General features: G+C 62.5%; 13 protein-coding genes. 2 read left to right on the top strand and 11 right to left on the bottom strand.

Features of this window, described 5'->3' with window-relative positions:
* Positions 1 to 81 precede the first annotated feature (81 nt).
* Genes ACK509_RS08560 through hemC form a run of 4 tightly spaced genes read right to left on the bottom strand, consistent with a single transcriptional unit; the run spans position 82 to position 3965 of the window.
* Positions 82 to 1293 carry an MFS transporter gene (locus ACK509_RS08560; protein ID WP_410766055.1) on the bottom strand — a complete coding sequence of 404 codons (1212 nt, stop codon included), beginning with the start codon at positions 1291 to 1293 and terminating at the stop codon, positions 82 to 84.
* A complete protein-coding gene (locus ACK509_RS08555; protein WP_410766054.1) occupies positions 1290 to 2033 on the bottom strand; it encodes a uroporphyrinogen-III synthase in 744 nt (247 codons plus the stop codon). Before ACK509_RS08555 ends, ACK509_RS08560 begins: the two co-directional genes overlap by 4 nt.
* Positions 2030 to 2869 carry a uroporphyrinogen-III C-methyltransferase gene (gene cobA, locus ACK509_RS08550; RefSeq protein ID WP_410766053.1) on the bottom strand — a complete coding sequence of 280 codons (840 nt, stop codon included), beginning with the start codon at positions 2867 to 2869 and terminating at the stop codon, positions 2030 to 2032. The genes ACK509_RS08555 and cobA overlap by 4 nt, the downstream gene beginning before the upstream one ends.
* 1 nt (position 2870) lies before the next feature.
* Positions 2871 to 3965: a hydroxymethylbilane synthase gene (gene hemC / locus ACK509_RS08545; protein WP_410766052.1), complete on the bottom strand. Its 1095-nt coding sequence runs from the start codon at positions 3963 to 3965 to the stop codon at positions 2871 to 2873.
* A gap of 107 nt (positions 3966 to 4072) precedes the next feature.
* On the opposite strand from hemC, the gene ACK509_RS08540 reads away from it, so the two are divergent.
* Together ACK509_RS08540 and ACK509_RS08535 are read left to right on the top strand one after the other, a co-directional pair.
* Entirely contained in the window at positions 4073 to 4462 is a 390-nt protein-coding gene (locus tag ACK509_RS08540) for a hypothetical protein (RefSeq protein WP_410766051.1), read from the top strand.
* A 75-nt stretch (positions 4463 to 4537) separates the two neighbouring features.
* A complete protein-coding gene (locus tag ACK509_RS08535) occupies positions 4538 to 4717 on the top strand; it encodes a hypothetical protein (protein WP_410766050.1) in 180 nt (59 codons plus the stop codon).
* Here ACK509_RS08535 and hemL read toward each other — a convergent pair.
* The 7 genes from hemL to hemB form a co-directional block, all read right to left on the bottom strand.
* Positions 4712 to 5983: a glutamate-1-semialdehyde 2,1-aminomutase gene (gene hemL / locus ACK509_RS08530; RefSeq protein ID WP_410766049.1), complete on the bottom strand. Its 1272-nt coding sequence runs from the start codon at positions 5981 to 5983 to the stop codon at positions 4712 to 4714. The two genes, ACK509_RS08535 and hemL, sit on opposite strands and share 6 nt — an antisense overlap.
* Before the next feature lie 32 nt (positions 5984 to 6015).
* On the bottom strand, positions 6016 to 6720 hold the full coding sequence (locus tag ACK509_RS08525) for a type II CAAX prenyl endopeptidase Rce1 family protein (RefSeq protein ID WP_410766275.1): 705 nt from the start codon (positions 6718 to 6720) through the stop codon (positions 6016 to 6018).
* Positions 6721 to 6833: 113 nt separating this feature from the next.
* Complete coding sequence (locus ACK509_RS08520; protein ID WP_410766048.1) at positions 6834 to 7199, bottom strand: P-II family nitrogen regulator; 366 nt, start codon at positions 7197 to 7199, stop codon at positions 6834 to 6836.
* A gap of 3 nt (positions 7200 to 7202) precedes the next feature.
* Positions 7203 to 8612, bottom strand: coding sequence for an ammonium transporter (locus ACK509_RS08515; RefSeq protein ID WP_410766047.1), 1410 nt, complete (start codon positions 8610 to 8612; stop codon positions 7203 to 7205).
* Positions 8613 to 8970: 358 nt separating this feature from the next.
* The gene (locus ACK509_RS08510; protein WP_410766046.1) at positions 8971 to 9330 is read right to left on the bottom strand and encodes a P-II family nitrogen regulator; all 360 of its coding nucleotides are present in this window, start codon (positions 9328 to 9330) and stop codon (positions 8971 to 8973) included.
* Positions 9327 to 10733 carry an ammonium transporter gene (locus tag ACK509_RS08505; protein ID WP_410766045.1) on the bottom strand — a complete coding sequence of 469 codons (1407 nt, stop codon included), beginning with the start codon at positions 10731 to 10733 and terminating at the stop codon, positions 9327 to 9329. Before ACK509_RS08505 ends, ACK509_RS08510 begins: the two co-directional genes overlap by 4 nt.
* A gap of 359 nt (positions 10734 to 11092) precedes the next feature.
* On the bottom strand, positions 11093 to 12073 hold the full coding sequence (hemB, locus tag ACK509_RS08500; RefSeq protein ID WP_410766274.1) for a porphobilinogen synthase: 981 nt from the start codon (positions 12071 to 12073) through the stop codon (positions 11093 to 11095).
* Positions 12074 to 12119: the final 46 nt, after the last annotated feature.

Below are 12119 nucleotides of genomic sequence, written 5' to 3'. Positions count from 1 at the left end.
TCGCGGACTCGTCATACTGCTCTGTGGATGCGTCTCGGTACAAAAACCTCCGTACTGGTCAGGGGAGTCACTCAAGACTGCTCAGGTTCGCCGCCGAACCGCGAACAACAACACCGCCGCGGCCGCCGACAGCCCCGCGACGAGCATCCATCCGGCGTCGTAGCCTAGCGATTCGACGAGAATTCCGAACGCTGGCGGGGCGACCAACCCACCAGTGTTGATTGCTGTTTGCCCGCCCGCCGTTGCCGCGCCGATATCGTCGTCGGCGACGACACTGCTCAGACAGGAGTAGAACACGCCCGTCGAGCCGTGGATAGTGAGGCCGAGCGCGACGAACACGAGGATAGTAAGCGCGAGTCCACCGCCGGAACTCACGAGGAGCCCAAAGAGGGCGACTGCGACGGCGAGTTGCCCGAGTGCGACGGTCGCCGCACCATTCGCCCCGCCGAGTCGGTCAGCGAGCGTTCCGGCACCAATCCGCCCGATGCTTCCGGTCACCTGGGTCAATGCGAGGACGACTCCCGCCACGGTCGGACTCGCCTGCACTACGTCTTGGACGTAGAGGACGGTGTAGCCGAGCATCGAGAAAATCGATGCGCCGATGAAGAACCCCGCGGCGACGAGTGCGACGTAGGCGTTGTTGTTCCCCAACCCCGACAACTCCGGCCGCTCGAACTGGCCGGTTCCGGGCGTTCCCTGATACTGTACGGCGAAGACGACCGCGTAGGCCACGGCGACGACCGCAATCACCCAGAAACCGACTTGCCACACCGCAACCGCGGCGATTCCTGTGACGACGAGCGACGACGCGCCGCTCCCGGCGGTGACACCGACTTGCTTCAGTCCCATGGCGAGGTTCTTCCGTCCAGCGGGTGCAACGCCGACGATGCCGCGATTCGAGGCAGGCATGGCGGTCGAATACGCCGCCCCAAGAAGAGCGACCGACCCCAGCAAAAGCGCGTAGGTCGGCGCGAACGACACGCCGATGAGCGCCACCGCGAGCGCGACGAGACCGAACACCATCACTCGTTTTTCGCCGAAGCCATCGACGGCCGCACCGCTCGGAAAGAGCGAGACTGTGTAGCCGAGTAGCCCGGCGGTCAGGACGACGCCGACGAGTGATTCAGAGAGCGAGAACGCATCTCTGAAGAAACCAGTCGCGGCGAAAATCGTGTAGTAACAGAGACTCGCGGCAGTCTGCCAGCCAGCGACCGCCCCGACGGCGCGCCACGACCCGGACTCCTGCGATTCGGGTTTCGCGGACGCTGTGTCGGAACGGGCCTGTTGTGTCACTCGTGGTAAGTTGGGGCCGCTGTCTCGACGACCGTGCAGGCCAGTTCGTCGAACGTCGCCGTCTCTGGGACGACATCGACGTCGATACCGTGCGATTCGGCGGTTTCGCGCGTCGGTTCGCCAATCGCACCGACGATTGCGTCGTTCAATCCGACGATTGCGTCGTCACGAATCCCGCGCGCGTCGGCCGCATCGAGGAAGTGTTCGACCGTCAGCGACGACGTGAAGAGCGCGGCTTCGAGGTCGCCAGCGGCGGCTAACTCGGTCGATTTGCCGGAGCCTTCGGGGCGGACGAGTCGGTAGAGGACTGTCTCGTGAACGTCCGCGCCCGCATCGCGCAGACCGTCCAAGAGGACCTGACTGCCGTGGTCGCTTCGGGCGACTTCGACCGTCGAATTTCCAACCTCGTCGGCGAGCAATTCGACGAGGCCAGACGAGGAGTACTCCTCGGGCACGCGGTCCACTTTCCATCCCGCGTCGCGGGCGGCGTCGGCGGTTGCAGAGCCGATACAACAGAGAATCGACTCGCCCGGTGTCCACCCGCTCTCGTCTAAGAGTTCGACGCCTGTCTTGCTCGTGAGGACGACGTACTCGGCGTCTTCGGGCGTTGCATCGGTCGGTTCGACCGCGAGCATCGGGTCGGGAACGGGGGTCGAACCGAGCGAGTCGAGCAGCTCGACTGCGTTTTCCAGTCGGTCGTCGTCGGGTCGGAAGACGGCGACACGAACCTCACGACTCATTCGTCTGTGTCCTCGGCTTCCGACGACTTTGATTCGTCGCCTTCGGCAGTCTGTGCGAGCGCGTCGATACCACCGTCGCGGAGGAACTCTTTCACGCGGTCACGGGTGGCCGCAACCTCGCCGATGATGGTGATGGCTGGCGGTTCGATGTCGGCCTCGTCGCGCACGTCAACGATGGTTTCGAGGGTTCCCGTGGCGACGCGCATGTCGGGCCACGTCGCACGTTCGATGAGTGCGACGGGCGTTTCGGGGCTCATCCCCGCTTCACGAAGTTCTGCCGTGTAGAGCGGGAGTTTGCCGACGCCCATGAGGACGACGAGCGTCCCACCGGTCGCGGCGAGCGCACCCCAGTTCACGGCGGATTCGTCTTTCGTCGGGTCTTCGTGTCCGGTGACGAACGACACCGAGGAGACGTAATCGCGGTGCGTGACGGGAATTCCTGCGGAACCGGGACCGCCGACTGCCGAGGTGATTCCCGGCACGATGTCGAACGGAATTTCGTTCTCGGCGAGGTGTTCCATCTCTTCGCCGCCGCGTCCAAACACGAACGGGTCGCCGCCTTTCAGCCGGACGACGGTCTTGCCTTCGCGGGCGAGCTCGACCATCCGCGCGTTGGTGTACTCTTGGGGCGTCCACTCGCCACCGGCGCGCTTGCCCACGTCTTCCCGACGTTCTTCGGGAATCATGCCGAGAATCTCCGGGCCCGGGAGTTTGTCGTGGAGGACGACGTCGGCCTCGTCGATGAGGCGGGCGGCTTTCAGCGTGAGGAGTTCCGGGTCGCCGGGACCGCTGCCGACGAGGTGGACGATTCCCACGGTGTCGCTCTCGTCTACCATCTCACTCCTCCGTCTCGTCGCGGGCGGCCTCGATGAGTTGGCCAGCACCGCGCTTTCTGAGGTCCTGTGCGAAGTCACGGGCTTGGACCGCGTGCCGCTGGACCGAGAGGTTGCGGGCCGTCTTGATGGCTTCCGACCCGTCTGTTGCGAGAACTTGGACTTCGACGTGGACGTGTTCGCCCTGCAAGAGCGCGTGGACGCCAATCGGGGCGATACAGCCAGCACCGAGTTCTTCGAGAATCGTCCGCTCGACGGTCGTTTCGACGCGCGTTCGCGGGTGGTCAAGTTTCTCGTGGATGAGGTCGATGACTTCGGAGTCCGAGGCCGTCACTGCAATTGCGCCTTGTCCCGGTGCGGGGACGAACTGCGAGCGGTCCAGTCGTTCGTATTCGATTTTCTTGGCCAGTCCGCTTCGCTTGAGTCCGGCTTCGGCGAGGACGACGGCATCGTATTCGGTTTCGACCTTCCGGCTCATCGCCTGTCGCTCGAGTTCGGTGAGGTTGTCGAACCACTCTTCGGCGGTCTGGTCGAACTCGTCTTCGTGGTCGACTTTGCCCTTCTTGCCCGCGCGGTCCTTGTCGTTCTCGACGCGCGCTTCGTGTTCGCGCTGGAGGTGCGTGGCGAGCAACTTCTCGACGCGCGTATCGACGTTGCCACGGATGGGTTCGACCACGAGGTCGTCGCGGTAGTTCAATAGTTGGGCTTGGCGACGGAGCGACGCCGTGCCGACGACTGCGCCCTCGGGTAGGTCGTCGATACTGCGGCCATCGCGCGTCACGAGGACGTCTCCGGCGTTTGCCCGCTCGGGGACGCCCGCGACGACGAGGTTCGCGGGCTTCTCGGTCGGCATGTCCTTCATCGAGTGGACGGCGGCATCGACTTCGCCATCCAGCACGCGCTCGTCGAGCGCGCGGACGAACGCGCCCGTCTTGCCCAGTCGGTGGATGAGTTCGTCTTGAATTCTGTCTCCCTCGGTTTCGACTTCGACGAGTTCCACGTCGAGTCGACGGCCTTCGAGCGCCTCCTTCACACTCGTGGCCTGTCGGCGTGCGAGTACCGACCCTCGCGTCGCCAATCGAAGCGTCCGTTCAGTCATACGAAGGTGTCTGGTGTCCGCGTTGAAAAGCCCACCAGTTCGTCCCCGGCACGGACCACGAACCCGCGAGAGAAAGACGCATACGGGATGCGGGCACGTATCGTACCATGGTCTCTCTCGAATCTGTGGTTCGACAGATTGGCGACTTCGTCGTCATCGCTCTGTTCTTCTTCGGCCTGCTCCCCGTCTTTGCGCCACTCGATTTGTTGCTTCCTGTACTCGGCTACCAACCGCCGGTCAGACTCCAGTACATCGTCACGGGCGCGGTCGGAGTGCTGTTGATGTGGCTTCGCCCGCTTCGCCTCCGACTCGTCGTCCGCGTGTGGATTGTCGGACTCACCGCAACGGTCCTCAACACGACGTTGTTCATCTTCTTGGGACTCCAAGACGACGCGCTCGGGATTTTCGCCGTGTGGGTCTTCGGCGTCGCTGTTGGGCTCGTTTTAGCCTATCCACCACTCTGGAAGACCGCAGAAGCCCGCTTGCGAGTCGAATAATCGCCGTACAGAACGACCTCGACTCGAAATCGCAGGACGAAAACTACTTTCTTCTGACACACATCTGCAGAGGAGATGCCCTCCACCCATCGCGTCCTCCTTTCGTTCATTCTCGCCCTCGTCGTGGCGTTTCCGCCCGCGTTCGTCCTCAGTCCGGACCCGACGGGCGCGACGCCCTTCATCGCGGGACTCGTCGGCGCGGGCCTATTCAGCCCGCTGTGGTACCTCTATCTGCAAAAAACAGTCCGCCTATAGGGCTTCTTTGTACGCTTCGAGCGTGCGTTCGATGTCCTCGTCGGTGTGCGCGTAGGAGACGAACTGTGACTCGAACTGGTTGGCCGTGAGGAAGACACCGTGGTCTTTCATCTCCTGCCAGAAGACGCGTTCCCAGCGGTCGGTCTCGGCGTTCGACACGTCAGCACCGTTCTTCGGAGCCGACCCGTGACGCGTGAAGATTGTCTTGAACATCGAGTCCGTCCCGACGACAGTGTACTCGGGTGCGTGGTCTTCGAGGATGTCCGAAATTCCCGTTCGAAGCTCGTTGCCGAGGTGATTAACGTGGTCATAAACGTCGTTCTCGGCGGCGAACTTCAGGTACTCGTGGCCCGCGGCCATCGTCACTGGGTGCCCCGAGAAGGTCCCTGACTGGAACACGTCGCCGCCGGGGGTGAACTGCTCGATGAGTTCGGCCTTGCCACCGATTGCACCGACGGGGAATCCACCGCCGATAATCTTCCCGAAGGTGGTGATGTCGGGTGTGACGCCGAACTTTCCTTGGGCACACTGGAGACCGCCGACCCGGAAGCCGGTGATGACTTCGTCGAAGATGAGGAGCGACCCGTGTTCTTCGGTGATATCGCGGAGCGTCTGGAGGTAGCCATCGACGGGCATGACGATACCCGTGTTTGCCAAGATGGGTTCGGTCATGACCGCGGCGATGTCGTCGCCGTGCTGTTCGAACACCTCGCGGATGGCCTCCTCGTCGTTGAACGGCACCGGAATCGTGTGTTCGGCGAAGGAGTCGGGGATGCCGCGCGTACTCGGGTGGACGTTGCCGGGTTCGCCCTTGACGAGCGTCGATTCCTGCGCGCCGTGGTAGCCGCCCTGCATGATGACGATTTTGTCGCGGCCTGTGGTTGCGCGAGCGAGGCGAACGGCCGAGACGGTGGCTTCGGTCCCCGAGTTGACGAAGCGAATCATCTCGACCGAGGGAACGTGCCGGGCGACGAACTCGGCGTGTTCGACTTCTATCTCTGTGGGTGCGCCGTACATCGGCCCTGCCGCGGAGTGTTTCTGGACGGCGGCCTGCACGGGTTCGGGTGCGTCGTGGCCGTAGAGGAGCGGTCCGTAGCCCATCACGTAGTCGATATAGCGGTTGCCGTCGGCGTCGATGACGTGCGCGCCGTCGCCGCGTTCGACGAAGAATGGATACGGCTGTGTGGCTCTGACAGAGGAGTTCACGCCGCCAGCCAGTACGGAGAGTGCCCGGTCGTACAACCGGCGGGACTCGTCGTGTCTCATGGGCGGCGATTCGCTCGCGCACGGGAAAGACCTTACTGGCTTGAATTCTGCGCCGTCTCCGACTCTTGGTGTTCGGCGTCGCGCTCTATCGAACCTGCGAGAAGGAGCCCAACCGCGTCGTTGAGTGCGTGAATCGCCATCAGCGCGACCACGTCGCGGATGAGGAGATAGAAGAGCGTCGTCACGAGCGCGGGCACGGCAATCCGCACGACTGAGTCGCGGTCCCACCCGACGACGTGGCCGAGGGTGAACGCGACAAAGGAGATGCTACCCGCAATCAGCGGACTTCCCGTCGCTTCCAGCAGTCGCTCGATAGCGTAGCCGTGAAAGAGTGCTTCTTCGGTGATTCCGGCCGTCGCGGCGACGCCGAGTCGGTGCGGAACCGAGAGCGACCCGAATCGCGTCATCTCGTCGTTCACGCCGCCGATGCCAAACCGTTCGAAAATGGGAGTGGCAACTGCACTCGCGGCGAAGAGCAGTATCACGCCGCCGCCAACTGCGGCGACGAACGCGAGTGGGTCGAGCGAGCGCCCCGAAATCGAGGAGAGCGGGCGACCTTCGACGAAGACGACGAACCCACAGAGGAGGAGAAAGACCGCCCACTTGCTCGCGTCGCTCACGAGGAGGTCAGCTCTGAAGTCGTCGCCTTCGATGCCGATGCGGTCGGTGACGAGGCTCACCGCTGGCATGCCGACGAGTGCGAGTGCGAGCCCAACGGCGAGCGTGAGGTCAATCAGGGCGAGTCACCGCTCATCATCTCATGGCTCAGTTCGAAGCAGAAAAACCGTTTCGCGTGATTGCCGTGCGCATCGAGACTCGAACGAGTCACGAAATAGTCCGATTTCGGGGTTCAGACCGCGTCGCGGCCGGTTTTCCCCGTTCGAACCTGGTACGCCTCTTCGACGGGGAGAACGAAGACTTTCCCGTCGCCTTTCTCGCCCGTGTGGGCGGCGTCGGCGATGGCGTTCGCCACGTCTTCGGCGGGTATCTCGGCGACGATACACTCGATTTTGACCTTCTGGTGGAGGTCGACGGTGTACTCTTCGCCGCGCCATTGGCTCTTGGTCGCCGGTTGCGACCCGCGACCGGAGACGTTCGTCACCGTCAGCGAGGGTGCGCCGACTTCCGCGAGCGCGGATTTCACGTCCGCAAGTTTGTCAGGTCGGACGATGGCCATGACGAGTTTGATTCCGCCGTCGTTTGCGAGGTCACTCATGTCTTAGTCCTCCTTGCGCGTCGTCATGAATCCATCTGCGGTGAGACCTCCGTCGGACGACGCATCCGACGTGCTTTCACCTGCGGTGAAACCTCCATCAGCGCGGATGCCAGCGTCGTCTGGCGCGCCGAATTCGGGGTAGGTATCGACGCCGTGTTCGGCCGTGTCGAGACCCTGACGCTCGTGGTCGGCCGAGACGCGGGCCAGACCAACCGAGCGGAAGGCACCAAAGACCAGCGCAGTTGCGGCGAACGTCCAGATTGCGATGACGACGACGCCGATAATTTGCGGGATGGCGAGCGAGACGACCGACGCCCCACTGTGCCAGACGGGCATCGCAAAAACCGGGTAGAGCAGGGCACCGAGCATGCCTGCCGAGCCGTGGACGGGGAAGACCGCACACACGTCGTCGATGCGGAGACGCTTCTCGACGAACTCGAAGACGAAGGGTAGTTGCGCGCCAGCGAGTGCGCCGACGATGATTGCGCCCGGCCAGATGATGTCGTCAGCGATGGCCGTGATGCCGACGAGACCTGCGAGCAGGCCGTTTGCGACGTACAGCGTATCGACTTTGCCGGTCTTGAGGTAGGCGACGCCACCGGCACCGAGCGCGCCAGCGGCCATGCCGAGCGTGGTGACGAGTGCGACGCGACCGACGTAGGCGAACGAACCGAGCGTCAGGCCGTCAGCCTCGGAGTATGCGAGGGGCGCTGCGGCGGTACCGACGTTGAAGCCGTACCAGCCGAAAGCGAGGATGAGGGTGCCGAGGACGGCGAACGTGATGGAGTGACCGGGGATGACGTTCGCAGAGCCGTCGGGTTTGAAGCGGTTCATGCGCGGGCCGATAACCCACGCGGCGGTGAGACCGGCGATGCCGCCCATGCCGTGGACGATCATGCCGCCTGCGAAGTCGTGGAAGCCGAGGCCTCCGAGGAAGCCACCGGCCCACGTGAAGCCGACCACGACGGGGTAGATGATACCCGCGATGAGGATCGTGTAGGTCAGGTACGCACCGAGGCGTGCGCGGCCTGCGACCGCACCGGAGACGATAGTCGCGGCGGTCATCGCGAACACCGCGCCGAAGAGCCAATCGACCCACGCCGTCGTTGCGGCGGCGTCGGGTGCATAGAGGCTCATGAAGGCGTCAGTGATGGTCACAGAGGGTCCACCGGTGACGCCCGCGATGATTGTCGAGACGGCGGCACCGAGTAGGAAGAACACGATGACCCCGAGACTCCACGTCAGGAGGTTCTTCGTGAGTTGGTTCGAGACGTTCTTCGCGCGGACTTGCCCGGCTTCGAGCATGGCGAAACCGGCGTGCATGAAGAAGATGAGGAACGTGACGGTGAGGACCCAGACGAGGTTCACACCTTCGACGATGGTCGCCAGGTCTGTCTGCAAGGGAACTACCATACGATTCCTCCGAGAGTCGATTCAGCGAGGGACGGGAATTGACGTTTGTACATAGTGGTGCTCAATTCGTGGATGTTTGTTCCACGAATCATGGGAGATTCTATCCACATCTGAGTACATAACCATTTGCGTTGACATGTGTCTAAAAACAAGCCGTTATCTCGACAAACGTCCGGTTTACAATCAAGTATGAGTAATATAAGGTCATATATTCGGCGACAAGTAGACAAATGTTGCCGAACTATTTGACGTGTGTAGTGTTGGTTCTCTGACCAATCTCAGAGAACCGAATGGGGCAAACGGGAGTCACCCGCTCACGCGCAGGAAAAGACTGACCGGTTCCAGGGTTATGTGAGATTCAGACTGCTGGTTTCCCCTCCTTTCCGGTCCGAACTTGGACAGCCGATTCGACAGGCATGACGAACACCTTGCCGTCGCCTTTTTCACCCGTGTGGGCAGCCTCGACGATGGCGTCTACGACGTCTTCGGCCGGTGTGTCTGCGACGACACACTCGATTTTAACCTTCTGGTGGAGGTCGACGGTGTACTCCTCGCCGCGCCACTGGCCTTTCTTTGCAGGCTGTGAACCGCGACCGGAGACGTTCGTCACTGTCAGCGAGGGGGCACCCGCTTCCGCGAGTGCGCGTTTGACGTCTGCGAGCTTATCTGGGCGGATGACCGCCATGATGAGTTTGATACCGTCGTTTTCTTCACTCATTTCGAGTCACCTCCGTCGAACGAGTCCGACGTGTGTTCGGCTTCGACACCACCGTCCGTGCGAACCTCACTGCCACCGTCGGTCGCCGTGGGCGTTCCCAGCGCACGGTCGGGTGAGGACTCGCCGACGAATTCGGGGTAGACCGAGACACCGTGTTCGCCGATGTCGAGACCTTCGAGTTCTTCTGCTTCCGAGACGCGGAGGTTGAAGACCGCACTCGTCGCAAACAGGACGACAGCGGAGGCGACGATGGTCCAGAGGGCGATGACGCCGACACCGGCGACCTGCATCACCAGTTGCGTGGCGGAGAATCCGCCGACTGCGAAGACTGGGATGAGTGCCGTGCCGACTGCGCCTGCGACACCGTGAACAGCGAAGACGCCACACACGTCGTCGATTTTGAGCGTGTCAACCGTAAAGCGGAACGCGGGCAGGACGATTGCGCCGCCGAGTGCGCCGAGGATGAGACCGCCCCACCACGTGACGTGGGGGACTGCGCCCGTAACTGCGACGAGACCGGCGAGCAGGCCGTTTGCCATCCAGAGGGGGTCGGGCTTGCCCTGGTATTGCGCGGAGACGATGACTGCGGCGACTGCGCCTGCGCCCATGCCAAGAGTGGTCACGAGTGCGACGCGGCCGAGTGCGGCGCCCATGAATTCGAGTCCACCGCTCTCGGTGACGGCGAGGACGGTCGCTTGCGTACCGACGTTGAAGCCGTACCAGCCGAAGGCGAGGATGAGCGTGCCGAGAACAGCGAGCAGCATCGAGTGGCCCGGAATGGGCTGGCTGTCACCGTTCGCATCGAAGCGACCCTTACGTGGGCCGACCATCTTCGCGGCGACGAGACCGGCGACACCACCGCACATGTGGACGACGGTTGCACCGGCGAAGTCGAGGTAGCCGACACCGAGAATGGCTCCGAGGTAGCCGCTTCCGGCGAGCAGGCCGCCGGACCACGTGAGGCCCTGCACGACAGGGTAGATGATACCCGTCATGATACCCGCGAAGACGACGTACGCACGGAAGTCCATGCGTTCGGCGACCGCGCCGGAGACGATGGTTGCGGCGGTCATCGCGAAGACAGCGCCGAAGAGCCAGTCGATCCACGAACCGGAGTCACCGATGTAGGAGAACGCCGCGGCCGCGCTGAACCCTCCAGGTGAGGTGAGTCCGCCGATGATGGTTGCGACGCCCGCACCGACGATGAAGTAGACGAGGACACCCAGTGCCCAGTCGGTCATGTTCTTCATCAGGACGTTCCCGACGTTCTTCGCACGAACCTGTCCCGCTTCGAGCAGGGCGAAGCCCGGCTGCATGAAGAAGATGAGGAACGACACGACGAGAATCCAGACGTAGTTGACCCCGCTAGCGATGACACTCGGGTCAACTTGGAGCGAAATCACTTGTGTACACCTCTGCTCACTGCGAGTGGACAATCAGGCACTTTTCTTCCGTATCTGTGTGGAATGTGGTGCTTCATCACGGTTCGGCTTCATGGGGAGGGCATACATAAAGTTGCACGTTGAAAAAGACAATTTTTGGGGAATGTAACCTGACGTTTAAACAAAATGCCGTAGAATATTACGCATATAAGGTCGTATTCTGTCCACTATCTCGAACTCCTTTCGAGATTCTCTGGACAAACGTTCAGGAAAATATTGCCCGACTACCTGATATTCCGGGGTGCGCGGGGTGGTGTCACGAACCAATTTTTGCCACGTTGACACCGATAGCGAGGATGGTGACTCTCTGCTCGTACGGCTTACAGTCGCTCTGCGATGTCCTCGGCGAAGTACGTGATAATCAGGTCTGCGCCGGCACGCTTCAGTGAGACGAGCGATTCGTACGCCGTCGCTTCGAGGTCCAACCAGCCCTTTTCTGCCGCGGCGTGGAGCATCGCGTACTCGCCGGAGACGTTGTAGGCGGCGACCGGGTGGTCGTACGTCTCGCGGATGGCGTGGATGATATCGAGATACGGCAGGCCGGGTTTGACCATCAGCACGTCTGCGCCCTGTTCGACGTCGAGGGCGACTTCTCGCATCGCCTCACGGGCGTTCGCGGGGTCCATCTGATAGTGCCGCCGGTTGCCGAAGGCAGGTGCGCCGTCGGCGGCGTCGCGGAAGGGTCCGTAGAAGTTGCTCTCGTACTTCGCGGCGTAGGACATGATGGGGATATCCGAGTAGCCTGCTTCGTCCAGCGCCTCGCGAATCGCGCCGACCATGCCGTCGGTCATCGACGAGGGGGCAATCATGTCGGCTCCGGCCTCGGCGTGCGAGACTGCGGTCTTGGCGAGCAGTTCGAGCGTCGGGTCGTTTTGGACGGTGAGCGTCGGATTCTCTTCGGCCCCCTCTTCGACGATTCCACAGTGACCGTGGTCGGTGTACTCGCACAAGCAGACGTCGGTGATGACGTAGGCGTCGGTCTCGTCGGTGATGCGGCGAACTGCTTCCTGTACGATGCCGTCATTCGCGTACGCGCGCGACCCTTCGGCGTCTTTCGACTCGGGAATCCCGAAGACGATGACGGCTTCGACGCCCGTCTCACGAACTTCGCGCACGCGGGCGACAGCCTCGTCGAGCGGGACGCGTTCGTGGCCCGGCATCGACTCGATAGGGACGCGTTCGTCGGTCGTCGCGTCCACGAAAATTGGCACCACGAGGTCCGTCGAATCGAGCGATGTCTCCGACACGAGCGGTCGAATCCCGTCGGTTCGAAGCCGCCGCGGACGGTCGGTGAGGTCCATGCGCGCCGCTTCGAGTGCGAGGAGCAAAATCTCGTCGCTCTCTTTG

The organism is Haloferax sp. DFSO60, from assembly GCF_046557615.1.
GTDB lineage: Archaea > Halobacteriota > Halobacteria > Halobacteriales > Haloferacaceae > Haloferax.
The sequence above is the reverse complement of the archived record's forward strand: the minus strand, read 5'-3'. Positions and strand labels throughout refer to the sequence as shown.